Source organism: Pseudomonas sp. 9.2(2024), assembly GCF_039695385.1.
Classification (GTDB): domain Bacteria; phylum Pseudomonadota; class Gammaproteobacteria; order Pseudomonadales; family Pseudomonadaceae; genus Aquipseudomonas; species Aquipseudomonas paraglycinae.
This window is the reverse complement of sequence record NZ_CP155585.1, coordinates 6,027,126-6,051,664: the sequence shown is the minus strand read 5'-3', so window position 1 is coordinate 6,051,664 and position 24,539 is coordinate 6,027,126. Positions and strand designations below refer to the sequence as shown.

General features: G+C 61.6%; 22 protein-coding genes and 1 riboswitch. Of the genes, 10 read left to right on the top strand and 12 right to left on the bottom strand.

Annotated features, from left to right (window positions below; genetic code table 11):
- The first annotated feature begins 77 nt into the window (after positions 1-77).
- Together ABFB52_RS27375 and ABFB52_RS27370 are read left to right on the top strand one after the other, a co-directional pair.
- On the top strand, positions 78-1,334 hold the full coding sequence (locus ABFB52_RS27375) for a D-amino acid dehydrogenase (RefSeq protein WP_346836141.1): 1,257 nt from the start codon (positions 78-80) through the stop codon (positions 1,332-1,334).
- Positions 1,335-1,375: 41 nt separating this feature from the next.
- Positions 1,376-2,278 carry a transporter substrate-binding domain-containing protein gene (locus ABFB52_RS27370; protein ID WP_129972232.1) on the top strand — a complete coding sequence of 301 codons (903 nt, stop codon included), beginning with the start codon at positions 1,376-1,378 and terminating at the stop codon, positions 2,276-2,278.
- Positions 2,279-2,282: 4 nt separating this feature from the next.
- Here the strand turns inward: ABFB52_RS27370 and ABFB52_RS27365 are convergent, their stop codons facing one another.
- Positions 2,283-3,002 (bottom strand): 16S rRNA (uracil(1498)-N(3))-methyltransferase, encoded by a 720-nt coding sequence (locus ABFB52_RS27365; protein WP_129972231.1) that lies wholly within the window; start codon positions 3,000-3,002, stop codon positions 2,283-2,285.
- 151 nt (positions 3,003-3,153) lie between these two features.
- Positions 3,154-4,560, bottom strand: coding sequence for an adenosylmethionine--8-amino-7-oxononanoate transaminase (locus ABFB52_RS27360; RefSeq protein ID WP_129972230.1), 1,407 nt, complete (start codon positions 4,558-4,560; stop codon positions 3,154-3,156).
- 223 nt (positions 4,561-4,783) lie between these two features.
- Between ABFB52_RS27360 and ABFB52_RS27355 the strand changes: the two genes are divergently transcribed.
- The 3 genes from ABFB52_RS27355 (at position 4,784) to ABFB52_RS27345 (ending at position 7,943) form a co-directional block, all read left to right on the top strand.
- Positions 4,784-6,565: a flavin monoamine oxidase family protein gene (locus ABFB52_RS27355; protein WP_129972229.1), complete on the top strand. Its 1,782-nt coding sequence runs from the start codon at positions 4,784-4,786 to the stop codon at positions 6,563-6,565.
- 215 nt (positions 6,566-6,780) lie between these two features.
- Positions 6,781-7,332: a cytochrome b gene (locus tag ABFB52_RS27350; RefSeq protein WP_074692051.1), complete on the top strand. Its 552-nt coding sequence runs from the start codon at positions 6,781-6,783 to the stop codon at positions 7,330-7,332.
- A 32-nt stretch (positions 7,333-7,364) separates the two neighbouring features.
- Positions 7,365-7,943, top strand: coding sequence for a YceI family protein (locus ABFB52_RS27345; protein WP_045121911.1), 579 nt, complete (start codon positions 7,365-7,367; stop codon positions 7,941-7,943).
- Between the two features lie 139 nt (positions 7,944-8,082).
- Here ABFB52_RS27345 and ABFB52_RS27340 read toward each other — a convergent pair whose 3' ends face one another.
- The 5 genes from ABFB52_RS27340 to ahcY all read right to left on the bottom strand — a co-directional run bounded on the left by ABFB52_RS27340 (position 8,083) and on the right by ahcY (position 14,682).
- Positions 8,083-9,957 carry a DEAD/DEAH box helicase gene (locus ABFB52_RS27340; RefSeq protein ID WP_129972228.1) on the bottom strand — a complete coding sequence of 625 codons (1,875 nt, stop codon included), beginning with the start codon at positions 9,955-9,957 and terminating at the stop codon, positions 8,083-8,085.
- 222 nt (positions 9,958-10,179) lie between these two features.
- On the bottom strand, positions 10,180-10,992 hold the full coding sequence (locus tag ABFB52_RS27335; protein WP_102685758.1) for a transporter substrate-binding domain-containing protein: 813 nt from the start codon (positions 10,990-10,992) through the stop codon (positions 10,180-10,182).
- Between the two features lie 87 nt (positions 10,993-11,079).
- Positions 11,080-12,162 carry a hypothetical protein gene (locus ABFB52_RS27330; protein ID WP_129972227.1) on the bottom strand — a complete coding sequence of 361 codons (1,083 nt, stop codon included), beginning with the start codon at positions 12,160-12,162 and terminating at the stop codon, positions 11,080-11,082.
- A gap of 77 nt (positions 12,163-12,239) precedes the next feature.
- Positions 12,240-13,085: a methylenetetrahydrofolate reductase [NAD(P)H] gene (metF, locus tag ABFB52_RS27325; RefSeq protein WP_129972226.1), complete on the bottom strand. Its 846-nt coding sequence runs from the start codon at positions 13,083-13,085 to the stop codon at positions 12,240-12,242.
- Positions 13,086-13,272: 187 nt separating this feature from the next.
- Positions 13,273-14,682, bottom strand: a complete 1,410-nt coding sequence (gene ahcY / locus ABFB52_RS27320; protein ID WP_129972225.1) for an adenosylhomocysteinase — start codon at positions 14,680-14,682, stop codon at positions 13,273-13,275.
- A gap of 23 nt (positions 14,683-14,705) precedes the next feature.
- Positions 14,706-14,804, bottom strand: a riboswitch (S-adenosyl-L-homocysteine riboswitch).
- Between the two features lie 197 nt (positions 14,805-15,001).
- On the opposite strand from ahcY, the gene ABFB52_RS27315 reads away from it, so the two are divergent.
- Positions 15,002-15,409: a hotdog domain-containing protein gene (locus ABFB52_RS27315; protein ID WP_007959686.1), complete on the top strand. Its 408-nt coding sequence runs from the start codon at positions 15,002-15,004 to the stop codon at positions 15,407-15,409.
- A 73-nt stretch (positions 15,410-15,482) separates the two neighbouring features.
- The gene (locus tag ABFB52_RS27310) at positions 15,483-16,388 is read left to right on the top strand and encodes a formate/nitrite transporter family protein (protein WP_129972224.1); all 906 of its coding nucleotides are present in this window, start codon (positions 15,483-15,485) and stop codon (positions 16,386-16,388) included.
- Here the strand turns inward: ABFB52_RS27310 and ABFB52_RS27305 are convergent, their stop codons facing one another.
- A complete protein-coding gene (locus ABFB52_RS27305) occupies positions 16,389-17,654 on the bottom strand; it encodes a sodium:proton antiporter (RefSeq protein WP_129972223.1) in 1,266 nt (421 codons plus the stop codon).
- 105 nt (positions 17,655-17,759) lie between these two features.
- Positions 17,760-18,929: an MFS transporter gene (locus tag ABFB52_RS27300; RefSeq protein WP_129972222.1), complete on the bottom strand. Its 1,170-nt coding sequence runs from the start codon at positions 18,927-18,929 to the stop codon at positions 17,760-17,762.
- A gap of 219 nt (positions 18,930-19,148) precedes the next feature.
- Between ABFB52_RS27300 and ABFB52_RS27295 the strand changes: the two genes are divergently transcribed.
- Complete coding sequence (locus tag ABFB52_RS27295) at positions 19,149-19,982, top strand: EamA family transporter (RefSeq protein WP_085746666.1); 834 nt, start codon at positions 19,149-19,151, stop codon at positions 19,980-19,982.
- A gap of 39 nt (positions 19,983-20,021) precedes the next feature.
- Positions 20,022-20,405 carry an MAPEG family protein gene (locus ABFB52_RS27290; RefSeq protein WP_085746665.1) on the top strand — a complete coding sequence of 128 codons (384 nt, stop codon included), beginning with the start codon at positions 20,022-20,024 and terminating at the stop codon, positions 20,403-20,405.
- A 49-nt stretch (positions 20,406-20,454) separates the two neighbouring features.
- On the opposite strand, the gene ABFB52_RS27285 is transcribed toward ABFB52_RS27290, so the two are convergent.
- Positions 20,455-21,627 (bottom strand): murein transglycosylase A, encoded by a 1,173-nt coding sequence (locus ABFB52_RS27285; RefSeq protein WP_129972221.1) that lies wholly within the window; start codon positions 21,625-21,627, stop codon positions 20,455-20,457.
- Positions 21,628-21,755: 128 nt separating this feature from the next.
- On the opposite strand from ABFB52_RS27285, the gene ABFB52_RS27280 reads away from it, so the two are divergent.
- Positions 21,756-22,205, top strand: a complete 450-nt coding sequence (locus ABFB52_RS27280; RefSeq protein WP_007959696.1) for a cytochrome c — start codon at positions 21,756-21,758, stop codon at positions 22,203-22,205.
- Between the two features lie 42 nt (positions 22,206-22,247).
- Here ABFB52_RS27280 and ABFB52_RS27275 read toward each other — a convergent pair whose 3' ends face one another.
- Both ABFB52_RS27275 and ligB read right to left on the bottom strand, forming a co-directional pair.
- A complete protein-coding gene (locus tag ABFB52_RS27275) occupies positions 22,248-22,643 on the bottom strand; it encodes a DUF1090 domain-containing protein (protein ID WP_007959697.1) in 396 nt (131 codons plus the stop codon).
- 98 nt (positions 22,644-22,741) lie between these two features.
- Positions 22,742-24,418, bottom strand: a complete 1,677-nt coding sequence (gene ligB, locus ABFB52_RS27270; RefSeq protein WP_129972220.1) for an NAD-dependent DNA ligase LigB — start codon at positions 24,416-24,418, stop codon at positions 22,742-22,744.
- Positions 24,419-24,539: the final 121 nt, after the last annotated feature.

Genomic DNA, 24,539 nt, shown 5'->3' with positions numbered 1-24,539 from the left:
TTGTTTATAGGTTTGACATCTTTATTCATTGTTCGGCGCCTGTCACCTCACCCTAACCTCGGCCTCGTCTTCAAGAACTGTTAAGGACGGACATGGCTCAGCGTGTGTGCATCATTGGCGGCGGCGTGATCGGGTTGGCAACGGCCTGGGCGCTGGTGCGCGACGGTTTCGAAGTGACAGTGGTCGAGGCGCGGCAGTCGCTGGGCAGCGAAACCAGCTTCGCCAACGGCGGCCAGTTGTCCTACCGCTATGTTGCGCCGTTGGCCGATGCCGGCGTGCCGTTGCAGGCGATCGGCTGGATGCTGCGCGGCGATTCACCGCTCATGCTGCGCCCGCGCCTGGACCCGGCGCAATGGCGCTGGATGGCCTCGTTTCTCGCCGCGTGCCGCACCTCGGTCAACCGCGAAAACGCCGCGCATCTTTTGCGTCTGGCGCTGTTCAGCCAGAGCACGCTGAAACGCTGGCGCGAGGACGACGGACTGGTCGGTTTCAACTGGCGGCGCAACGGCAAACTGGTGACCTTCCGCAACGCCGCCAGCTTCGAGCATGCACGCAAAGGCCTGGCCGATCCGCAGCAACAGCAGGTTTTGTCCGCCACCGAATGTGCGCAACTGGAACCGGCACTGGCCGATGCGCCGTTTGTAGGCGCGATCTACACGCCGGATGAAGAAGTCGGCGATTGTCACGGCTTCTGCCAGCAGTTGGCGGCGCGATTGAAGGCGTCGGGTCGCTGCGAGTTTCGCCTTGGTCAGGCAGTCACCGGCATTCGTCACAGCCACGGCGTCGTCACGGCGATTGAGCTTGACGACGAAACCCTGCCGGTCGAACAACTGGTAATCGCCGCCGGCCATCGCAGCCCGTTGCTGGCGCTTCCCGGCCTGCGCCTGCCGTTGTACCCGCTGAAGGGCTACAGCCTGACCGTGCCGATCGGCGACGAGCATCGAGCACCGGACGTGAGCATCACCGACTACGACCGCAAGATCGTCTACGCGCGTATCGGCGAACAACTGCGCGTAGCGGCGATGGTCGACATCGTCGGTTTCGACCCGGCGGTGGATCCTGAGCGGCTGGCGCTGATCAAACGTCAGGCGCGCGACACCTTTCCCGACGCCGGCAACTACGACGCGGCCGTGGAGTGGGCCGGCATGCGCCCGGCCACCCCCACCGGCGTTCCGCTGCTGGGCGCCACGGCGTATCGCAATCTGTGGCTCAACCTCGGCCACGGCGCGCTGGGTTTCACCCTGGCCTGCGGCAGCGGGCAGTTGCTCAGCGAACTGATCGGCCAGCAGCGCACATCCATTGATCTGCACGGGTTCAATCCCCGTGCGGCGTGACGGTTTCTGCTAAAACACCCCACCCACAACGGAGAATAACAATGCAAAAAATCACGTTGCTCGGCTGCACTCTGGCGCTGGTTTTCGGCGCTCAGGCGCAGGCCAATGAAGTGCCGCTGACCGGTACGCTCGGCAAGATCGCCAGCGCCAACAGCATCACCCTGGGTTATCGCGATGCGTCGGTGCCGTTCTCATATGTGGGCGATCACACCGGGCAGCCGATGGGGTATTCGGTGGCGCTGGCGGACAAGATCGTCGAGCGCATCCAGCAGCAACTGGCGTTGCCGGAGCTGAAGGTGAAGTACAACCTGGTGACCTCCCAGACGCGGATTCCGCTGGTGCAGAACGGCACGGTCGACCTTGAATGCGGCTCCACTGGAGTGACCGCCGAACGGCAGAAACAGGTCGCGTTTTCCTACGGTTTCATCTACGTCAAAGGGCAGCTGCTGACCGCCAGGGACAGCGGCATCCACAGCTTCGATGACCTGCGCGGCAAGAACGTGGTGACCACCGCCGGCACCACCAACGAGCGTTATCTGAAGAGCTACAACCTCGACCACAAACTGAACATGTTCGTGATTAGCGCCAAGGATCACGGCGAGGCGTTCCAGATGCTGCAATCGGGACGCGCGGCGGCGTTCTACATGGACGATGCGCTGCTCTACGGCGAGCGGGCCAAGGCGCGCGACCCGCATAACTGGGTCGTGGTGGGGGAGGAGCAATCGCGGGAAATCTACAGCTGCATGGTGCGCAAGGATGATCCGCAATTTCTCGCGCTGGTCAACGGTGTGCTGGCCGACCTGTACAGCTCGGGGGAGATCAACGGCATCTACCGCAAGTGGTTCGAACAACCGATCCCGCCGAAGGGCCTGAACCTTGAGTTCCCGATGACCAGCGAACTCAAGGCAATCATCGCCAGACCAACCAGTGATCCGGTGCAGTGACAGGTTAGAAATCACCCCACAGTTGCTGCGCCACCGCCAGCGCCACAACCGGCGCAGTCTCGGTGCGCAGCACGCGCGGGCCGAGGCGGGCGGCGTGGAAGCCGCCGGCCTTGGCTTGCTCGACTTCGGCGTCGGACAAACCGCCTTCCGGGCCGATCAGGAACGCCAGGGTCAATGGTTTTGCATGGCTGACCAGCGGCTCGGCCACCGGGTGCAGCACCAGTTTCAGTTCGGCTTCGGTCTGTTTCAGCCAGTCGGCCAGCAGCACCGGCGGATGGATCACCGGTACTCGCGAACGACCGCATTGCTCGCAAGCGCTGATCGCCACCTGACGCCAGTGCAGCAGGCGTTTGTCGGCGCGTTCGTCCTTGAGGCGGACTTCGCAGCGCTCGCTGAAGATCGGGGTGATTTCGGTCACGCCCAGTTCGGTGGCTTTCTGGATTGCCCAGTCCATCCGCTCGCCCCGGGACAGGCCCTGGCCGAGGTGGATTTGCAGCGGTGATTCGACCTGACCGGCGAACTGCTCGTCGATCTGCACCACCACGCGTTTCTTGCCGACTTCCACCAGCGATCCGCGAAACTCGTGGCCGGAACCGTCGAACAACTGCACCGCATCGCCCTCGGCCATGCGCAGCACGCGGCTGATGTAATGCGCCTGGGCTTCCGGCAGTTCGTGTTCGCCGGTGCTGAGCGGGGCGTCGATAAAGAAGCGGGACAGTCTCATGGTGGTTCTCTTTAAGTAGATCGTTCCCACGCTCTGCGTGGGAATGCCTCGTTGGACGCTCTGCGTCCGCTTTTGGGACGCGGAGCGTCCCGGGCTGCATTCCCACGCAGACGGTTCGACGCCTCGACGTGGGAACGAGTACGAGTCGTGCTTAGCCCGGATCACGGAACCCGGGATGGAAATCCTTCGGCACCGCCACACTGACGCTGTCACGGGTGGCGATGTCGATGCCTTCGCTGGCGACTTCGGCGAGGAAGTCGATCTGCTCCGGGGTGATCACGTACGGCGGCAGGAAATACACCACGCTGCCCAGCGGACGCAGCAACGCGCCACGCTCCAGCGCATGCTGGAACACCTTCAGACCGCGACGTTCCTGCCACGGATAAGCCTCTTTCGTGGCTTTGTCCTTGACCATCTCGATCGCCAGCACCATGCCGGTCTGACGCACTTCCGAAACATTCGGATGATCCACCAGATGCGCTGTCGCCGACGCCATGCGCTGGGCCAGCGCCCGGTTGTTCTCGATCACGTTGTCCTGCTCGAAAATATCCAGGGTCGCCAATGCCGCCGCACAGGCCAGCGGGTTGCCGGTGTAGCTGTGCGAATGCAGGAAGGCGCGCAGGGTCGGGTAATCGTCGTAGAACGCGCTGTACACCTCGTCGGTGGTCAGGCACGCCGCCAACGGCAGATAACCGCCGGTCAGGGCTTTCGACAGGCACAGGAAATCCGGGCGGATGCCGGCCTGTTCGCAGGCGAACATCGTCCCGGTGCGGCCGAAGCCGACGGCGATTTCGTCGTGAATCAGATGCACGCCGTAGCGGTCGCAGGCCTCACGCAGCAACTTGAGGTACACCGGGTGATACATGCGCATGCCGCCGGCGCCCTGGATCAGCGGCTCGACGATCACGGCCGCGACGCTGTCATGGTTCTCGGCCAGGGTCTGCTCCATCGCCGCGAACATATTGCGCGAGTGTTCTTCCCAGCTCATGCCCTGCGGGCGCAGGTAGCAATCCGGGCTCGGCACCTTGATGGTGTCCATCAGCAGGGCTTTGTAGGTTTCGGTGAACAACGGCACGTCACCGACTGACATCGCCGCCATGGTTTCGCCGTGGTAGCTGTTGGTCAGCGTGACGAAGCGCTTCTTGTTCGGCAGGCCGCGGTTGAGCCAGTAGTGAAAGCTCATTTTCAGCGCGACTTCGATGCAGGACGAACCGTTATCGGCGTAGAACACCCGGTTCAGACCTTCCGGCGTCATCTTCACCAGACGCTCGGACAGCTCGATCACCGGCTGATGGCTGAAACCGGCCAGAATCACGTGTTCCAGCTGATCGACCTGATCCTTGATGCGCTGGTTGATGCGCGGGTTGGCGTGGCCGAACACGTTGACCCACCAGGAGCTGACCGCATCCAGATAACGCTTGCCTTCGAAGTCTTCCAGCCAGACGCCTTCACCGCGCTTGATCGGGATCAGCGGCAGCTGTTCGTGGTCTTTCATCTGGGTGCAGGGATGCCACAGCACCGCGAGATCGCGTTGCATCCACTGGTTGTTCAGGCCCATGTTCAGTCTCCTCGAGGCGGCTCGCGTCAGGCGCGGGCAAACAATCGCGCAAGCCTATGCAATGCGTCGCGGCGGGACAACCCATTGTGTCGATTGAGCTACTTTGTATGGGCCGATAGACGTCGCTGGCGGCGTTTTGATGGCTGACGTATTCTTCGCGGTTCTTTGGGTCGTCTGACCCGCAAAACTGCATTTTCCTACGTGTTTATCCGGAGTTCGCTGAATGTCTGTCGGTTGGCTGCGCGCCTGTGCGCTAGTGGTGTTGGGGCTGTTTAGCGTTACGGCGCTGGCCAAGGATAAAACCGCAATCGTGATCGGCGGCGGCCTGTCGGGCCTGACGGCGGCTTACGAACTGCAGAACAAGGGCTGGCAGGTCACGCTGCTCGAAGCCAAACCGAGCCTGGGCGGTCGCTCGGGCATGGCCACCAGCGAGTGGATCGGCAACGACAAGACTCAACCGGTGCTGAACAAATACGTATCGACCTTCAAGCTGAACACCACGCCGGCGCCTGAATTCGTACGGACTCCGGGTTACCTGATCGACGGCGAGTATTTTTCCGCCGCCGACCTGACCGCCAAACAGCCTGCCACGGCCGAAGCGCTCAAGCGCTACGAGAAAACCCGTGACGATCTGGCGCGCTCGATCGACGATCCGCAGAACCCGGCGGCGACCAACACCCTGCACGCTCTGGATCAGATCAACGTCTCGAGCTGGCTCGACAAGCAGAACCTGCCGGCCACCGCACGTCAGCTGATCAACCAGGACATCCGCACCCACTACGACGAGCCTTCGCGCCTGTCGCTGCTGTACTTCGCACAGCAGAGCCGGGTGTATCGCGGCGTGTCCGACCGTGACCTGCGCGCTTCGCGTCTGGTCGGTGGCAGCCCGGTGCTGGCCCAGGCCTTCGTCAAACAGCTGAAAACCATCAAGACCAACTCGCCAGTATCTGCCATCACCCAGGACAAGGACGGCGTGACCGTCAAGGTCGGCAGCGTTGGCTACCAGGCCGATTACGTTGTGCTGGCGGTGCCGTTGCGCGCCCTCAACAAGATCCAGCTGACTCCGGCGCTGGACGCCCAGCACCTGGCCGCGATCAAAGGCACCAACTACGGCTGGCGCGACCAGATCATGCTGAAGTTCAAGACGCCGGTATGGGAAAGCAAGGCGCGGATGTCCGGCGAGATCTATAGCAACACCGGCCTGGGTATGTTGTGGATCGAGCCAGCCCTGAAGGGCGGCGCGAACGTGGTGATCAACCTGTCCGGCGACAACGCCCGCGTCATGCAGGCCTTCGGCGACAAGCAGATGGTCGATCAGGTGCTGATTCGTCTGCACACGTTTTATCCACAGGCCCGTGGCTCGTTCACCGGTTATGAAATCCGTCGCTACAGCACCGATCCATCGACCGGTGGTTCCTACCTGGCCTTCGGCCCTGGCCAGATCAGCAAATTCTGGCGCCTGTGGGAGCGTCCGCTGCAGCGCGTAGCGTTTGCCGGCGAACACACCGACACCTTGTACCCGGGCACCCTGGAGGGCGCACTGCGCACCGGTCAGCGCGCGGCCAGTCAGGTTGAAGACCTGGCGGCGGGCAAATCCTTCGAACCGGCCAAAGTCGGCCCGGCAGCAGCCACCGCCGCAGCGGCAGGTGCAGCGGGTGCGGCAGTGGCGGCGAAGAAAGGCAACTTCTTCACCAACCTGTTCGGCGGTTCGGACGACGATAAGAAGCCAGAGCCAGTGAAAGCGCCAGAGCCGGCACCTGCTCCAGCCGCTCCAGCGCCTGCACCGACCCCGGCTCCTGCGCCAGCCCCGGTGGAAGCACCGAAGCCAGCAGTTCCGGTAAAAGCCGAGCCAGCCAAGAAAGCGGCAGCCAAGCCAGCAGCGAAGAAACCGGCGGCGAAGACCGAAGCGAAAAAAGCTCCGGCCAAACCAGCGGCGAAAAAAGCTGAACCGGCGAAGAAGCCAGCGGCTAAACCGGCGGCAACCACCGAGACCAAAGCGCAGTAAGGCTTTGCGGTAAATGAAAAAGCGCGGCTTTCAGGCCGCGCTTTTTTTTGCCCGTGATTCACAACATCCCGCCACACTTTTGTCTTTAATCTTTCCTTAACTCCCCTGTTCAAGACTCTTGATCGTATTTCTCGATATTTCAAAGCAAAATTTTCCGCTTTAATTCGATAGATAACTCGCTAGTCTTGGTTTGCAGTTCTCACAGGATTTGGGCAATGCAGCTACGTAACTCTTCTTCGCGCTACGGTTGGGTCAGCATCTTCATGCACTGGGGTGTGGCGCTGGCGGTCTTCGGGCTGTTCGCGCTGGGTCTGTGGATGGTGGGGCTGGATTACTACAGCACCTGGCGCAAAGACGCGCCGGATCTGCACAAGAGCATCGGTCTGGTGCTGCTGGGTGTGATGGTGTTGCGGGTGTTGTGGCGCTTTGTCAGTCCACCGCCGCCAACGTTGCAAAGCTACAGCCGCATGACCCGCATCGGTGCGAAGTTTGGCCATGGGTTTCTGTACCTTGCGCTGTTCGCCGTGATGATTGCCGGTTACCTGATTTCCACCGCAGACGGTGTCGGGATCCCGGTGTTTGGCCTGTTTGAAGTTCCTGCACTGGTTTCCGGACTACCGGATCAGGCAGATACCGCCGGTGTGATTCATCTCTGGCTGGCATGGGCGCTGGTAATTTTTTCCGGCCTTCATGCGTTGGCAGCATTGAAGCACCACTTTATCGATCGTGATGCGACCCTGACACGAATGCTGGGACGCAAAGCCTGATGTTCAACCTCGACTCCAAAGGAAAACAAAGCATGTTGAAAAAGACTCTGGCCGCTCTGGCAATCGGCTCTGCCGTCCTGTCCGCCAACGTGATGGCCGCTGACTACGTGGTTGACAAAGAAGGCCAGCACGCCTTCGTCGACTTCAAGATCAGCCACCTGGGCTACAGCTTCATCACCGGTACCTTCAAGGACATCGATGGCAAGTTCAGCTTCGACGCTGCCAAGCCTGAAGACAGCAAGATCGAGTTCAACGTGAACACCGCCAGCGTGTTCACCAACCACGCCGAGCGCGACAAGCACATCGCCAGCGCTGACTTCCTGAACGCCAGCAAGTTTGCCAAGGCGACCTTCGTCTCCACCAGCGTCAAGTCCACCGGTGCCAACACCGCTGACGTGACCGGCGACCTGACCATCCTGGGCGTCACCAAGCCAGTGGTCGTGAAGGCGACCTTCCTGGGCGAAGGCAAGGATCCATGGGGTGGCTACCGTGCCGGCTTCGAAGGCACCACCACCATCAAGCGTTCCGATTTCGGCAAGCAGAAAGACCTGGGTCCGAAGTCCGACGCGGTCGAGCTGTACGTTTCGTTTGAAGGTGTGAAAGCGAAGTAATTTTCGCCGGCCACACAAAAACGCCCCCGGTCTTGCGACCGGGGGCGTTTTTTATTGCTTGTCGTAAATCTCGTCTGAGCAACGCGCAAAAAAATGCCCCGGTTTTCAGGCCGGGGCATTTTTCATTGCGGTGGAAAACTCAGCGATTGCGGGTCAGCAAGGCCGGTTTTTCACCGCGTGGGCGGCTTGGCAGTTGATCCAGCTGCTCAGGCGTCGGGAAGCGGTCGGCTTTCGATTCCTTGTGCATGATCTTCGGCCCGCTGCTGCGCGGGTTCTGCACGGCCGGTTCAGCGCGTTGCTGATCGTCACGGGCCGGGCGGCGGTTGCGCGGGTTTTCATCGCGACGACCCTGACCGTCACGCGGAGCACCGTTGCGTGGGCCGCTGCGCTTGCCTGGCGGAGTGCCGGTGCTCGAACCGTTGCTGTTGCGTGGGCCGTTCTGGCGACCTTGTGGCTGACCGCCGCGGGGTGCGCCCGAACCTGCGCCTTGCGCCGGAGCGCCTGGACGACGGTTGCGACCACCGGCCGGAGCCTGCTTCGGCACGTAATCGACGCGGTTACCGAAGTTATCGATATCGTCGTCGAGGAATTCGTCCGGAGCACGGTCAGCAGCGGCGCGTGGCGGCTGGCTTGGCTGGCGCTGTTCGCGGGCCGGGGTGCCTTCACGCGGCTTTTGTTGACGGGCTGGACGCTCGCCACGCTCACCGCGTTCGCCGGCCGGTTTTTCCTTGCCCTTGTCTTTGCCTTTGTCTTTACGACCGCCACCGCCGCCGCCATTCGGGCCGTCGCCGCGTGGGCCACGGGCATTGCGCGGGTTGCGCATGTCCGGACGCTCACGGGCTTCGGGCTTCTCGGCCTCGATGGTGCTGGCATCGAAGCCCATCAGGTCGCCGTCGGCGATTTTCTGCTTGGTCATGCGTTCGATGCTTTTCAGCAGTTTTTCTTCGTCCGGTGCGACCAGCGAGATCGCCTCGCCCGAACGACCGGCACGGCCAGTACGGCCGATACGGTGCACGTAGTCTTCATCGACGTTCGGCAGTTCGAAGTTGACCACGTGTGGCAACTGGTCGATGTCCAGACCGCGCGCCGCGATGTCGGTGGCAACCAGGATGCGCACTTCACCGGCCTTGAAGTCGGCCAGAGCTTTGGTGCGGGCGTTCTGGCTCTTGTTGCCGTGGATCGCCACAGCCGGCAGGCCGTGCTTGTCCAGGTACTCGGCCAGACGGTTGGCGCCGTGCTTGGTGCGGGTGAACACCAGCACCTGTTCCCACGCGCCGGCGGTGATCAGGTGGGCCAGCAGCGCACGCTTGTGGCTGGCTGGCAGGCGGAATACGCGTTGTTCGATGCGCTCGACCGTGGTGTTCGGCGGCGTCACTTCGATGCGTTCCGGGTTGTGCAGCAGCTTGCCGGCAAGATCCGTGATGTCTTTGGAGAAGGTCGCCGAAAACAGCAGGTTCTGACGCTTGGCCGGCAGACGCGCGAGGACTTTCTTCACGTCGTGGACGAAGCCCATGTCGAGCATGCGGTCGGCTTCGTCGAGCACGAGGATTTCCACGTGGGACAGATCGACGCTGCCCTGGCCGCACAGGTCGAGCAGACGACCCGGGCAGGCAACGAGGACGTCCACGCCACGGGACATGGCCTGAACCTGCGGGTTCATGCCGACGCCGCCGAAGATGCAGGCACTGACGAATTTCAGGTCACGGGCATAGATCTTGAAGCTGTCGTGAACCTGGGCCGCGAGTTCGCGGGTCGGGGTCAGGACCAGCACGCGCGGTTGGCGCGGGCCGTGACGCTGGGATTTGTCCGGGTGGCCGTTGGGGAACAGCCGCTCCAGGATCGGAAGGGCGAAACCGCCGGTTTTACCGGTACCTGTCTGTGCCGCAACCATCAGGTCGCGACCTTGCAACACGGCGGGAATGGCCCGCTGTTGCACCGGAGTAGGCTCGGTATAGCCCGCATCTTCGATAGCGCGGACCAAAGCCTCGGAGAGACCGAGGGAAGCAAAGGACATGAGTAATCCTGTTTCAGTTAGGGCTTGGCCCAATGGGAGTCTTGCCTGGCGCGAATGGCGTTTAAGAGGACGCAATCCCGTCCGGTCCTGCTGCGGTTCCGAAGGCACGTCCGGAGCGCTCGCGCGGGCTGAAAAGCTGCGCTGTAGCGGGTCGGGAGGCCTGTTACGGTTCCGGGCGTCCGGGCGTGAGCCTGGCGGGAACGCCGGAGTATAACAGAGCAATCACTGCGCGCCGCTTTCCTGCTGCTCAACGGTTTTGCCGCTGGCGGTGGCGTTGCCCAGTGGCGCCGTCAGGGCGGGGGCCGCGCCGTAGCGGGCGCTGAGCTCGGCATAGGCCGGTTCGCGCTTGAAACGCTTGAGTTCGGCGCCGAAGCGCTGCACCAGCAAATCCATCCCGGCATTGCGCCGCACGGCCAGAAACTGGCTCTGGCGGCTGATGACCGTGGGGTTTTCCGTGATCTTGTCGCGAATGCCCAGTTCATCGAGCAAATGCTGACCCACGCGGCGATCAGTGATCAGCAGGTCGATGCGCCCGCGCACCAGTTTGCCGAAATTGGCTTCGTGGGTCGGGGCCGGCTCGCGGGTGAACAGGGTCGATTCGCGAAAGTCGGGGCTGTACAGATAGCCCGGCGAGGTGCCGACCGTCAGGCCTTTGAGGTCTTCAAGGCTGTGAAAAGGGTGCGGACGCTCGTTGGCGTAGAACATCACGAACTCGACGTCCGACAGCGGTTCGCTAGGGTAGAGCAGGGTGGCGTCGCGTTCGTCGCTGTGGAAGATGTCCAGCGCGCCGTCGGCCTGGCCGGTTTCGAGCATCGACAGGCAGCGTTTCCAGGGCAAAAACTGCCATTCGACTTCGATGCCCAAGCGCTTGAATACGATGGCAGTGGTTTCGTAGTCCAGCCCGAGATTCTTGCCGCCTTGTTCATAGACATACGGCGCCCATGGCTCGGTGACAATGCGCAACTTCTCGCCCCGAGCAGCGAAGCTCAGGCAAGTAAACAGCAAAACGCTCAGCAACTGGACAATGACAGGCATGGCCTGAGGTTAGTACGCGAATCGCCTGATGAGAAGCTCTGGCATGCATGTTTAACGCTGCAAGCGAAGAGTTTCGATGCGATGCCGCTATTTGCCGGATGAATTGAGCAGGTGCTGATGAATTGTCGTGTAGCGCGAGCCCAGAACCAGTCTGACCAGTCTTCTGCTGAACCATTCTTCCAGCAAATGCTGACAAACTTTCTTGCCAATCCTTTCCTGCTGGTTTTTCAGTGCCTTTTCCCACCACACCGGTGCGCAGGCCTGGTCGAATTCGTTGGGGTGCTTATAGCAACCGTAGAGAATTTCGCGAATGAACTGGCGAAGGTGCGCGGGCAGCATCAGGGTGATGACTTTGTAAAGCATGCGCTGCATACGTGGCGGACGTGGCAGTCGCGCGGAAACGAGACGGGTGTCATCCAGTGCAGCCTGACAGGTCGGGTTGTCGCCATGCTTGGCGACCCAGGCCTGAACCTTGGCCCTGAACAGCTGCTTGCGGCTCCAGTAGTGATGAATCAGGTCCGGACACTTCTTGATGTCCAGTGTGCGATAGGCTGCCACTGACAGGCAGAACTCTTCCAGGGTGTAGGCACCCTGGGCGAGCGGGAACAGCTCGTCGATCAGCGCAATCGAGCGATCAAGCACTTGCGCATCCTGGCGATGCAGGCCGATGACGCCAGAGTTGAGCAGCATCATTTGATCGTCAGCCAGGCCTCTCTCCAGCAGGGTTTTCGACAGAGCGCTATAGAGCAGGTTTTCCTTGTTGGTGCCGTATTGCGAGTAGTAGTCATTGCACAGCAGCGTGCCGGGTTGCACCCGTTCGAACAGTTTGACTGGCGAGCAATGAAAAAAAGTGTCGGTGTCGATCAGCAAGGCTGTCTCGGACTCTTCGAGCACCGTTCGCAAGGCAACGTGTTTGGTGCGGAAGTGGTAGCCGTGAGGTTCGCTCCAGCGCTGACGGGTAGCAGCATCGAGGGGACGCACTCGTACCGGGAGTTTTTCGTAAGGCTGCGGATTGTCACTGAACACCTGGATATCAATCGTCACATCCGGTGATTCACGAAGCCAGGCCAGGGCACTCGCGATGCTGAACACGGCTTCCTGGTGATAGGTTTCAGAGCCAAAAACCAGGTAGACGAGTTGAGGGCGTGGGTTCGAAGAATCGCAGATCATTGACGACAACATTCCATTGGTACTTTTAAATGTAAAAAGGCCCTCTGAAGAGGGCACTTTTTACTGTCTTGAATCGTTTAGCGCGGCAACTTCAGATTATTCCAGATCGCCAGGCTCGGTTCCGCCTGGTTCATGGAATAGAAGTGCAGGCCAGGCGCGCCGCCTTGCAGCAGGCGTTCGCACATCTCGCTGACGACCTGTTCACCAAAGCGCTGAATGCTCTGGCTGTCATCGCCGTAGGCTTCCAGTTGCTTGCGGATCCAGCGCGGGATTTCCGCACCGCAGGCATCGGAGAAGCGTGCGAGTTTGCTGTAGTTGGTGATTGGCATGATGCCCGGAACGACCGGAATGTCCACGCCCAGCGCCTGCAACCGGTCGACAAAGTAGAAGTAGCTGTCGGCGTTGAAGAAGTACTGGGTGATCGCGCTGTCGGCGCCGGCACGGGCCTTGCGCACGAAGTTGTCGAGATCGTCCTCGTAGTTGCGCGCTTGCGGATGCATCTCCGGGTAGGCGGCGACTTCGATGTGGAAATGATTGCCGGTTTCTTCACGAATGAATTCAACCAGTTCATTGGCGTGACGCAGCTCGCCGCTGGTCATGCCCATGCCGGACGGCAGATCACCGCGCAGGGCGACGATGCGCTTGATGCCGGCAGCCTTGTACTCGTTCAGCAGGCCGCGCAGGTCGTCCTTGCTGTCGCCGACGCACGACAGGTGCGGGGCGGCGGGGATTTTGACTTCGCTTTCCAGCTGCAACACGGTGTTCAGCGTGCGGTCACGGGTCGAGCCGCCAGCGCCGTAGGTGCAGGAAAAGAAGTCGGGGTTGTAGGTGGCCAGCTGACGGGCAGTGGCGAGCAGTTTTTCATGCCCAGCATCGGTCTTGGTCGGGAAGAACTCGAAGCTGTAGCGACGGTCTTGGGACATGGAGGAAGCCTCCAGTTACGAGCGGCAAGCTACAAGCTGCGAGAGAAGCGGTGGTGCGCTGATCTATCGAGCGTGAAACCTGCTGCCTGAAACTGTTCTGAAATAGGGGCAGAGCTCTCAAGCTTCGTACGGCAAGTCCGGCTTTTGACCTTGCTTGCCGCTTGAAGCTTGAAGCTCGCAGCTGCTCTTAGTAGCGGTAAGCGTGCGGCTTGAACGGGCCTTCGACGGTCACGCCGATGTAGTCAGCCTGTTGCTTGGTCAGTTGAGTGACCACGCCGCCGAAGCCGCGAACCATTTCCAGGGCCACTTCTTCGTCGAGTTTCTTCGGCAGTACTTCAACGGTCAGGCGCTCGGCTTTCTGGGCTGGCGACAGGTCGGCGTACTTCTGGCCGAACAGGAAGATCTGCGCCAGAACCTGGTTGGCGAACGAACCGTCCATGATGCGGCTTGGGTGACCGGTAGCGTTGCCCAGGTTCACCAGACGGCCTTCGGCCAGCAGGATCAGGTAGTCGTCGTTCTGAGCGTCGAAAGCGCCCGGGCCGGTACGGTGGATCTTGTGTACCTGTGGCTTCACTTCTTCCCATGCCCAGTTCTTGCGCATGAAAGCGGTGTCGATTTCGTTGTCGAAGTGACCGATGTTGCAGACAACGGCGCGCTTCTTCAGGGCTTTGAGCATGTTTGCGTCGCAAACGTTGACGTTACCGGTGGTGGTCACGATCAGATCGATCTTGCCCAGCAGCGCTTTGTCGATGCTCGCTTCAGTGCCGTCGTTGATACCGTCGATGAACGGCGAAACCATTTCGAAACCGTCCATGCAGGCTTGCATGGCGCAGATCGGGTCGACTTCGGAGACTTTGACGATCATGCCTTCCTGACGCAGGGACTGGGCCGAGCCCTTGCCCACGTCACCGTAACCGATGACCAGCGCTTGCTTGCCGGACAGCAGGTGGTCGGTACCACGCTTGATCGCATCGTTCAGGCTGTGACGGCAGCCGTACTTGTTGTCGTTCTTGGACTTGGTCACCGAGTCGTTGACGTTGATGGCCGGGATTTTCAGCTCGCCCTTGGCCAGCATGTCCAGCAGACGGTGTACGCCGGTGGTGGTTTCTTCGGTCACGCCGTGAACGCGGTCCAGAACCTGTGGGTACTTGTCGTGCAGCAGCTGGGTCAGGTCGCCGCCGTCGTCGAGGATCATGTTGGCGTCCCATGGCTGGCCATCTTTCAGGATGGTCTGCTCCAGGCACCACTCGTACTCTTCTTCAGTTTCGCCTTTCCAGGCGAAAACCGGGATGCCGGCAGCAGCGATGGAAGCAGCGGCCTGATCCTGAGTCGAGAAGATGTTGCAGGACGACCAGCGCACTTCGGCACCCAGGGCAACCAGGGTTTCGATCAGCACGGCGGTCTGAATGGTCATGTGGATGCAACCGAGGATTTTTGCGCCTTTCAGAGGCTGCTCGGAAGCGTACTTGCGACGCAGACCCATCAGGGCCGGCATTTCCGACTCGGCGATGATGGTTTCGCGACGGCCCCAGGCAGCCAGGGACATGTCGGCAACTTTGTAATCGTTAAAATCTGCAGGCGTGATAACAGCGCTCATGAAGAGCCTCCATTCGTAATGTATGCGAATGGGCGCCGTTGTGCGTTTAGTGTCCGGCCTGGGCCGGTCAACGCCCCATCCGAGCCTGACAGGTTGAACCTGCTGCAGCGCCCCTCGGACAGGTGGCGGGAAAACGGTAGCAAGTGAAGGTTACCGTTTTGAAACGGGGGCGATTATAGCCGTCTAGACTGATCTTCCAAAGGGTTTCTGTCGGCCAGATGAAGATCGCTAATCGCGACCATAGTAGAAGCCTCATGGAGAGTGACCGCTCAGTCTGCCAAGATGGCGCCATCATTCGGCAAGACGCTCAGGAGTGAAGATGAATTTCCACACCCGCAAGTGGGTAAAACCCGAAGACCTCAACCCTAACGGCACTCTGTTCGGCGGCAGCCTGCTGCGCTGGATCGACGAAGAAGCCGCGATATACGCCATCGTTCAACTGGGCAACCAGCGCGTGGTGACCAAGTACATTTCCGAGATCAACTTCGTCAGCGCCTCGCGCCAGGGCGACATCATCGAACTGGGCATCACCGCCACCGAGTTTGGCCGCACCTCGATCACCCTGACCTGCGAAGTGCGCAACAAGATCACCCGCAAGAGCATCCTGACCGTCGAGAAGATGGTCTTCGTCAACCTCGGCGAAGACGGCCTGCCGGCGCCGCACGGGCGGACCGAGATCAAGTACGTCAAAGACCAGTTCAAGGATGAAACACCCGTTACCGAGTAATCGCACCACCCCGGCGAACGGAAGCCGAGCGGCGCGTGTCGTAGCCTTATGACCCCGCCACCGGTTTCCCGCCATGACCACCCCAACAGACGGCAAGACCCCCGACCTCTCGGCCAAGGAACAACACGAAGTCGAGAAAAACCAGCCGCCCCGGGCGGCAGTCCTGCATGAAATCATCCGCAAACAGGGCGACCAGGAACTGGAGCGCAGCATCGCCGCGCTGTGGTGGTCGGCGCTGGCTGCCGGGCTGACCATGGGCCTGTCGCTGATGGGCATGGGCCTGCTCAACTCGCGTCTGCCCGAGGGCGACGAATTCAAGGTGATCGCCAGCTTCGGCTACTGCGCGGGTTTTCTCGCGGTGATCCTCGCCCGCCAGCAACTGTTCACCGAAAACACCCTGACTGCCGTGCTGCCGGTGATGACCAAACCGACCCTGGCCAATTTCGGACGGTTGATCCGGCTCTGGACCGTGGTGCTGTTCGGCAACCTGTGCGGGACGATTCTGGTGGCGTACGTGATGCTCGAACTGCCGATCTTCGACAGCAAGACCGACGAGGCCTTCCTCGAAATCGGCCGCAAGGTCATGGAGAACCATGCGAGTCAGATGTTCGCCAAGGGCATCGTCTCGGGCTGGATGATTGCCACCATGGTCTGGATGATCCCGTCCATGGAGAGTGCGAAGATGTGGATCATCATCCTCATCACCTATCTGATGGCGCTGGGCGATTTCACGCACATCGTGGTGGGGTCGGCGGAGGTGTCGTATCTGGTGTTTGCGGGCGAGCTGCCGTGGAGTGATTTCTGGGCGGTGTTTGCCGGGCCGACCCTGGCGGGGAACATCATCGGCGGCAGTTTCATCTTCGCCCTGATCAGTCATGCGCAGATCCGCAGTGAAAGCGGCGCGCCGAAAGAAACGGACGGGCCGAAAGAGTCTGCGGATCAGGCCGAAAAGCCCGATCCGCAGCAGATCAAAAAATGATCAGTGCTGCACGGGCTCGGCAGCGGTTGCTGGCTCGTCGCGCGTTGCGTGCTTGACCAGTTTGCCGATGGTCAGGCCCTGCAACAGGATCGATGACAGCACCACGATGTAAGTGATGCTCAGCAGCAGATCGCGCTCTGGGCCCAGCGGCAGGGCCAGTGCCAGTGCCACCGAAACTCCGCCGCGCAAACCACCCCAGGTCAGGATCCGGATAGTGCCGCGAGGCACGGTGCGCCAGCGGCGCAACAGGACGATGGCCGGGGCCACGGTGAGCAGGCGCGACAGCAGAATCGCCAGCGCCAGCAGACTTGCTGCCGCCACGTGCAACCAGTTGAACGGCAGCAGCAACAGCTCCATCCCGATCAGCGCGAACAGCAGCGCGTTGAGCATGTCGTCGAGCAATTCCCAGAAACCGTCCAGGTATTTGCGCGTCATGTCGTTCATCGCCAGGTTGCGACCGAGGTTACCGATGATCAGACCGGCGACCACCATCGCAATCGGTGCCGAGACGTGCAGCTCGGTGGCCATCGCTGAACCGCCAATCACCAGCGCCAAAGTCAGCATGACTTCGATCTGGTGCTGCTCGATGCTTTTGATCATCAGGTACACCAGATAACCGATCAGCCCGCCGAACAGCACGCCGCCGATGGCTTCGTGGGCAAACAGCATGGCCGTGGCGCCGACGGTCGGGGTTTCGCCCAGTTGCGCGATGCCAAGCAGCACGGTGAACACCACCACGGCGGTGCCGTCGTTGAAAAGACTTTCGCCAACGATGGTGGTCTTCAGCGGCTTCGAGGCGTTGGCCGTACGCAGCACGCCGAGTACCGCGATCGGGTCGGTCGGGGAAATCAGCGCGCCGAACAACAGGCAGTAGAGGAAGCTCACGTGCCAGCCGAACAGGGCAAAGATGTAATAGGCGAGGCTGCCGATCACGGCGGTGGCGATCAGTACGCCAAAGGTCGCCAGCAGGCCGATGGGCCAGCGGTAGCTTCGCAGGTCGTTGAGGTTCACGTGCAAGGCACCGGCGAACAGCAGGAACGAGAGCATCCAGTTCATCAGCAGATCGCCGAAGTCGATCTGGCCGATCAATTGCTGCACGCGCTCTTCGAGGCCGGGGTAGCCGAGCAGGCTCAGGCCTTGCAGCAACAGGGAAAACATCAGTGCGGTAACCATCACGCCGATGGTCGGAGGCAGGCCGATGAAGCGGAAATTCACAAAGGTGAGGAGGGTGGTGAGGCAGATGAAAGCGGCGACGAGTTCAAGCATCCGGGGTCCTTTGGATGGGGGTGGAAAGACAGCGCGCCCGTTCATGGACGCAAGGGTTGGATGGGCTGACGCCGGGTGGGGACACAATTGTGTCCCCCGGGAAAATCAGCCGGACACATTGACCGCAGCGACACCCCGACGTTGCAGGTAGATGAAAAACAACGCCGTCAGCACGGTCAGCACACCCACCAGCGCGCCCGTCCAAGGCAAGTCCGCCAGGTCCGCGCCGCTGGCCACCACCAGCCCGCCAATCCAAGCACCGGCGGCATTGCCGAGGTTGAACGCGCTCTGGTTCAGGGTCGAGCCGAGGTTCGGTGCTTCGTGCGCCTGATCGATGATCAGCAGTTGCAGGATCGGGCACAAGGCGAAGGCAAAAATCCCCCACAGCACCAGCGTGATCGCCGCCGGAACCACCGAGCGACTGGTCTGGCTGAATGCCGCCAGAATCACTACCACCGCCAGTGCGACACCCACCAGCGACGGCAACAGACGGCTGTCGGCCAGGCGTCCGCCGAGCATGCTGCCGCCGGTCAGACCGACGCCGAACAACAGCAGCATCACCGTCACGCCGTGAGGGCTGACGCCGGTGATGTCCTGCAGAATCGGCGCGATGTAGGTGAACACGCTGAACAGGCTGGTGGAGGCCAGCACACTCATGCCCAGCGCCAGCAACACGTTGACCTTGCCCAGCACCTTGAATTCGCTGACGAGGTTGGCCTTGTCCATCGGGATATGTTTCGGCAACCACAGCCATTGGGCGAGGGCGGCGATCACACCGATCACCGAGACTGCCCAGAAGGTCGAGCGCCAGCCAGCGTACTGGCCGAGCGCGGTGCCCAGCGGTACGCCGAGAACGTTGGCCAGGGTCAGACCGGTGAACATCATCGCAATCGCCTGCGCCCGTTTGTTCGGCGCGACCAGCCCGGCGGCCACCACCGAACCGATGCCGAAGAACGCGCCGTGGCACAGCGCGGTGACCACTCGCGCGGCCATCAGCGTCGCGTAGTTCGGCGCCAGTGCGCACAGCACGTTGCCGAGGATGAACATCAGCGTCATGCCCAGCAGCGTGGCCTTGCGCGGCATGTTGGCGGTGCCGATCGCCAGGATCGGCGCACCGAACACCACGCCCAGGGCGTAGCCGGTGATCAACAGGCCAGCGTGGGGAATGCTCACGGCGAGGTCGCGGGCGACATCGGGCAGCAGGCCCATGATGACGAATTCAGTGGTGCCGATGCCGAAAGCGGCAACAGCGAGTGCAAGCAAGGCGAGTGGCATGCGCAAGGTCTCTGTCGGTAGTCTTGACGCTTTGATCAGGCATACGCAGGCCGGCGACCGGTCTCGGACGAGAACGGGGCAGGCAGGAATTATTGGAATTTATCTGTGCGCAACTGAGTGCGGCGTGGTCGCTTGCAGTATAAACAGCTGCTGACACATCGCGAATCAATAATCTGACTAATTGGCTCAGGTTCAACAACAAGAATCAGGGAGTGGCACGTGCTGGCGACAGCTCTGGTGTTGGTGGCGGCGCTGTTGCACGCAGCGTGGAATACGTTAATCAAGTTCAGCGCCGAACGGCTGCTGGTGGTGGCCTGCATGGACACCGTGGCGCTGTTGTTCGTCGCGCTGGCGTTCCCTTTCATCAGCCTGCCGCCGCCGGAAATCTGGCCTTGGATTCTGGCGTCGGCGGCGTTCGAGCTGCTCTATCGTTATCTGCTCATCCAGGCCTATCGGGTCGGCGATCTGGGGCTGGTCTATCCGTTGATGCGCGGATTGTCGCCGCTGGTGGTGCTGGCGCTGACCCTGATCTTCGCCGGTGAAGTGCTGACCACCCAGCAGATCTTCGGGATCCTGCTGATCCCGCTGGGCATGGCTTGCCTGCTCTGGCAGGGCGGCGGCGGGAAACACTTGCCGTGGTCGATGCTGCCGGTGGTGGCGCTGATCGGCTTGTGCATCGGTTGCTACACCTACATCGATGGCCAGGCGCTGCGGCGCTGGTCGCATCCGCTGGATTACCTGGTCTGGGTTACGCTGCTCAGTGCCTGGCCTTTCCCGATGCTGGCGTGGGTGGCCAAGCGTCCGGCGTTCAAGCTGTTCTGGCGCGAGCAATGGAAGCTGGGACTGGCGGTCGGGTTCTGCGTGTTGTTCAGCTACGCTCTGGTGCTGTGGGCGATGCAGTTGGGCTCGATTGCCGAAGCGGCGGCGTTGCGTGAAATCAGCGTGATTCTGGTGGTGCTGTTCGGTATGCGTTACCTGAAAGAACCTTTCGGCCGGCCGCGGCTCTTAGCCTGTGGGCTGGTGCTGATCGGCATGTTGGTGATGAAGTTCTGAGCGCCCGGCAACTCTAAAACTCGAAAGAAGGACGGTGTTATGACGGTGGCTTTGTGGTGTGTGTTGATCGCGATCTTTCTGCCCTATCTGTGCACCGTCGTGGCCAAGGCCTCGGGTGGTTTCAGACTGCGGGACAATCATGATCCCCGGGACTTTCTGGACAGCGTGGATGGCGTGGCGCGCCGTGCCCATGCGGCGCAACTGAACAGTTTTGAAGTGACCCCGGCGTTTGCGGCGGCGGTGATCGTCGCGCACCTGGTGGGCACGGCAGAGCTGGTGACGGTCAATGTGCTGGCGGTGCTGTTCATCACCAGTCGTCTGCTTTACATCATTTGCTATCTGGCGGACTGGGCGGCTTTGCGCTCGTTGGTCTGGTTTGTCGGGATGGTGCTGATTGCCAGCTTCTTCTTCGTTTCGGTCTGAACCTGAAAAGATCGCAGGCTGACGAGGCCTGCGATCTTTTGCATTGTACTTACGGCTTGTCGGCCACCTGCGGTACTTGCGGCAGTGCCGCGCCTTTCGGCCAGAGCATCCAGATCTGCCCTTGCTGCTTCATGTCGCCGGCCAGTTGTCCGGCGGCATCGCCGGTGCCCCAGAACAGATCCGCACGAACCTCACCGGCAATCGCGCCGCCAGTGTCCTGCGCAGCCACCGGGCGTACCAGCGGCGTGCCGTCGGGGCGAGTGGTCGACAGCCACAACAGGCTGCCCAGCGGAATCACCTTGCGGTCCACAGCCGCGCTGTAACCGGCGGTCAACGGCACGTTGAGCGAGCCGCGCGGCCCTTCGTTGCTGTCCGGGTTGCGGGTGAAAAACACGTAGCTCGGATTGCTCGCCAGCAGTTCCGGAATGCGCGACGGGTTGGCCTTGGCCCAGTTGCTGATCGCGCCCATGGTCACTTCTTCTTTTTTCAGCTCGCCCTGTTCCACCAGCCAGCGGCCGATCGGCCGGTACGGATGACCGTTCTGGTCGGCGTAGGCGATGCGCAGCTGGCGACCGTCATCGGTCTGGATCCGCCCCGAACCCTGAATCTGCAGGAATTGCAGGTTCATCGGGTCGGTCAGCCACGCCACGACCGGCGCCTTGACGCCCTGGCTCTCGATGGTCGCCGCGTCGTCATAAGGCTTCAGCACACGACCTTCGAGGCGGCCGCGCAGGCGCTTGCCTTTCAGTTCCGGGTAAATGCTGTCCAGCGACACAATGATCATGTCTTCGGGCACGCCATACACCGGCACGTTGGCGCTGGCGGTTTGCGTCAGGCTGCCGGGATAGACCGGTTCGTAATAGCCGGTGATCAGACCGTTGGGGTTGTCGTTCTCGGCGCGAAGGCCGAAGACGTCGAGGTTCTGCTTGAGGAACGTGCGAATGTCGCCGGCTTTTTGCGGCACGTTGGCGGCTGCCGCACAGGTCGCGCCCCAGACCGGGTCAGCCTTGAGCCGGGTGCAGGCGCTGCGCCACGAACCGAAACCGGCCACCAGGTCGCTATCGGACACCGCAGGCAATGCTTCCCAGGTGGCGCTGGAATACGTGGCCAGGGCGTGGGTTTTCGGCTTGGCGCTGTCGCCACCGGTGCAGCCGGCGAGTATCGCCAGCAGCGGGAGGGTCGCGATGAGCGGATGACGCCAGGCCTTGAAACGGCTGTTCATGGAGAATTTCCTGTGCCGGTTGCAGAAGTGCTCCATGCGCTCAAGCAACCCTTATTGTTAATAGGGCTATTGGTGTTTGGCGGTGACCCGAGGATACTGGCCGCCGATTTCCGTGACCTGAAGCCACCATGACTCTTAAAAGAATTTCTGTTGTATTGCTGGCCTGTCTGACCTTGTCCGCCTGTGGCGGTGTCGACCCGAATTCCCCGCTGGGTCAGCGCAAGGCGATCTTCAAGCAGATGCTCAAGACCGGCGAAGACCTGGGCGGCATGCTGCGCGGACGCATCGCCTTCGACGGGCCGAAATTTGCGGAAGGTGCGGTCAAGCTCGATGCGTTGTCCCATGAGCCGTGGAAACATTTCCCGCAGGTGCGTGAGGAAGATCACACCAGCGCCAAGGACGATGTCTGGCAGAAACAGGCCCGCTTCCAGGAAATGGCCCGCACCCTTGAAGCGGCCACCGGTGAACTGGTGATCGCCAGCAAGGTTCAACCTTACAAGGCCAGCAACCTGGGGCCGGCCGTGCAGAAAGTCGAAGATGCCTGCAGTGCCTGCCATAAAGAGTTTCGCGACCACTGATGTTCAAGGGATCACGGTTTTTGGCTGTGATCCCCGGCTTTCTTACTTGTCGAGTTCGTCCAGCGCGTCCTGCAATTCCTTGCGCGATTCGGCGAGCTTGTTCTTGCGCTTGTCGATCTTCTCCGGATCGCCTTTCTTCATGGCCTTGTCCAGATCAGCCTGACGCTTGCTCACTTCGTGCTTGGCGTCGAGCACCTTGTTTTCGCGTTCTTTCTTCAGGCCGGCGTCGGTGCAGTGCTCGGTGACTTCGCGCAGGGCGGTTTCGAGGCCGGCCTGCTGGTCGGCGTTGCCGCGGGACTTGGCCTGTTCGATCTGGTTGATGATGCCCTGCTTCTTGGCGGCACAACCGGTCAGGCCCGGCGCGTCTTCGTCGGCCATCACGGGGGCGGCGAGGACTGCGCAGAATGAAAGCAGGGCGAGCGGTGCGAGAAATTTCATAAAAGCTCCATGTGCAAAGGCAATCGGGTCGGTGAAGCACTGCGCTGTTGGAGCGCTCCGGCGGACATTGGGTTCCCGGCGGGCCGGGGATTGCGTGTTCAGAAGCCGTCGACGCCGGCGGCTTGCAGGGTTTCACTCAGGGCCAGTACCTGCGGGTCGCGAAAAAAGGCGCTCAATTGCGCCGCGCGACCCGGGCCGATTCCGGCTTCTGCCTGCCATTGTTCGGTGTTGCGTTGTGCCAGTGCCTGCCATGAATCGGCGAGTGTTGCCTGACCGGTCGGTGGCAGCCCCAGGGCTTTGAGCCACTGCAGGAACGGCCGTTGGCGGGCGCTGTGAAAACTGTGCAGCAGGCGGGCACTGCTGCGCTCGCCGAGACCGGCAATGTTAGCAAGCTCCGGCCCGTCGAGGGTCAACCAATCCAGCAGGCTGTTCAGGCGGCCTGTTTCCAGAAGTTTCTCCCAGGTGCCGCGACCGACATGCGGTAGGGCGAGACCTTGCTTGCCGCTCAGCCAGGTGAGGCGTGCGAGGAACTGGCTTTCGCAGCCTGGCGTCGGTTGCCAGCAGCTCAGGGCGTGAAAGTCGCTGGCGAGCGGAATGGTCAAATCGGCGCGTTCGGTACTCCGCAGTACCACGCTGTCGAGGCGCGGGATCGTCAGCCCGGCCAGGCTGATTGCGACCTGATCGCCGGGGCGAATGTCCAGTTCCTGCCAGCGTCTGAGCGAACTGACGCTGACCCGTTTGATCTGCCGGTCATCGAGCATAACCGGCGACAGTTCAAGCACCGGCGTGATGCGCCCGGTGCGGCCGATCTTGAAGTTCACCTTGCGCACATCGGCCAGCGCCTGGGCGAAAGGGTACTTCCAGGCGACGGCCCAGTAGGGCGGACGAGCCTGCCAGCGTTCGGCGGGCGGTCGCAGGCTCTGGCGCAGAACCACTCCGTCCGTGGCGAATGGCAATGGCGAGCGATACCAGTGATCGCGCCAGTGTTGCGCTTCGTTCAGGCTGGCGACGGCCTGGCTGTAGGGCTCGGTGGTGGGAAAACCGAACTGCGTCAGCGCCGCGATTCGCTCCGGCAAGTCCTTCGGCCCTTGCGGCCAGTCCCAGACAAACAGCCCGATGCCGGCAGCGTGTTCCGCGTCGAGATCCTTGCGCCCCAGCAGCCCGGCCACGGTGGCTCGAGCATTGGCGCTGCCGGCACGTGCCTGCATGTGTCCGTTCAAGCGCCAGTAGAGTTCGCCTTGCACCAGCAGATCCTGCGGTTGCGTCAGCTGTTGCGGAATGGCTCCGATCTTTTTTGCCGACGCGGTCCAGTCCTGCCCGCGAACGCCGTCCCCGCGACTGATCGCCTGATGCAGTCGGCCGTTGCGATAGATCAACGTCACCGCCACGCCATCGACCTTGGGTTGTACCCAGACATCCTTTCGGTCGCGCAGCCAGGTCGCGATGTCCGCCGCGTCATGAAGTTTGTCCAGGCCAGTGTGAGCGACCGGGTGCGCAACCGGGCCTGATGCGGTGCGCAACGGCTCGGGCGGTGAGGGAAGTTTGAAGCACCGGCGCCATTGGTTCAGACGCAAGCGGGACTGATCGTAGAGCTCATCGGCGATCACCGAGCGGCCTTCGCGATGATAGGCGTCGTCCCAGCGGTCGATCTGTTGCTGCAGGGCGACGACTTCGCTCGAAGCCCGGGCGGCGGTCCAGTCGGGGCAGTCGGCAGCGAAGGTGTTGAGGTGGAAAAACGGCAGGAAAAACAGAAACAGGCGCAGTGTGGCAAGCATTGTGAGCGTCCTTGCTCAGAGAGATACCTGAAGGCTAGCCGGGATTTTGAAGTGGGCCGGGCGGCTGTTTTGCCGGTTGTTTCGCGGCCATGAAAAAGCCCCGCACGGCGAACCGTGCGGG

Coding starts and splice junctions, on each gene's coding strand:
- ABFB52_RS27275 (WP_007959697.1), bottom strand. CDS start 22,643: ATGAAATTTCTCGCACCGCTCGCCCTGCTTTCATTCTGCGCAGTCCTC.
- ABFB52_RS27305 (WP_129972223.1), bottom strand. CDS start 17,654: ATGCTTGAACTCGTCGCCGCTTTCATCTGCCTCACCACCCTCCTCACC.
- ABFB52_RS27280 (WP_007959696.1), top strand. CDS start 21,756: ATGACTCTTAAAAGAATTTCTGTTGTATTGCTGGCCTGTCTGACCTTG.
- ABFB52_RS27285 (WP_129972221.1), bottom strand. CDS start 21,627: ATGAACAGCCGTTTCAAGGCCTGGCGTCATCCGCTCATCGCGACCCTC.
- ABFB52_RS27350 (WP_074692051.1), top strand. CDS start 6,781: ATGCAGCTACGTAACTCTTCTTCGCGCTACGGTTGGGTCAGCATCTTC.
- ABFB52_RS27340 (WP_129972228.1), bottom strand. CDS start 9,957: ATGTCCTTTGCTTCCCTCGGTCTCTCCGAGGCTTTGGTCCGCGCTATC.
- ABFB52_RS27370 (WP_129972232.1), top strand. CDS start 1,376: ATGCAAAAAATCACGTTGCTCGGCTGCACTCTGGCGCTGGTTTTCGGC.
- ahcY (WP_129972225.1), bottom strand. CDS start 14,682: ATGAGCGCTGTTATCACGCCTGCAGATTTTAACGATTACAAAGTTGCC.
- ABFB52_RS27360 (WP_129972230.1), bottom strand. CDS start 4,560: ATGGGCCTGAACAACCAGTGGATGCAACGCGATCTCGCGGTGCTGTGG.
- ABFB52_RS27315 (WP_007959686.1), top strand. CDS start 15,002: ATGAATTTCCACACCCGCAAGTGGGTAAAACCCGAAGACCTCAACCCT.
- ABFB52_RS27335 (WP_102685758.1), bottom strand. CDS start 10,992: ATGCCTGTCATTGTCCAGTTGCTGAGCGTTTTGCTGTTTACTTGCCTG.
- metF (WP_129972226.1), bottom strand. CDS start 13,085: ATGTCCCAAGACCGTCGCTACAGCTTCGAGTTCTTCCCGACCAAGACC.
- ABFB52_RS27365 (WP_129972231.1), bottom strand. CDS start 3,002: ATGAGACTGTCCCGCTTCTTTATCGACGCCCCGCTCAGCACCGGCGAA.
- ABFB52_RS27310 (WP_129972224.1), top strand. CDS start 15,483: ATGACCACCCCAACAGACGGCAAGACCCCCGACCTCTCGGCCAAGGAA.
- ABFB52_RS27300 (WP_129972222.1), bottom strand. CDS start 18,929: ATGCCACTCGCCTTGCTTGCACTCGCTGTTGCCGCTTTCGGCATCGGC.
- ligB (WP_129972220.1), bottom strand. CDS start 24,418: ATGCTTGCCACACTGCGCCTGTTTCTGTTTTTCCTGCCGTTTTTCCAC.
- ABFB52_RS27345 (WP_045121911.1), top strand. CDS start 7,365: ATGTTGAAAAAGACTCTGGCCGCTCTGGCAATCGGCTCTGCCGTCCTG.
- ABFB52_RS27355 (WP_129972229.1), top strand. CDS start 4,784: ATGTCTGTCGGTTGGCTGCGCGCCTGTGCGCTAGTGGTGTTGGGGCTG.
- ABFB52_RS27330 (WP_129972227.1), bottom strand. CDS start 12,162: ATGATCTGCGATTCTTCGAACCCACGCCCTCAACTCGTCTACCTGGTT.
- ABFB52_RS27290 (WP_085746665.1), top strand. CDS start 20,022: ATGACGGTGGCTTTGTGGTGTGTGTTGATCGCGATCTTTCTGCCCTAT.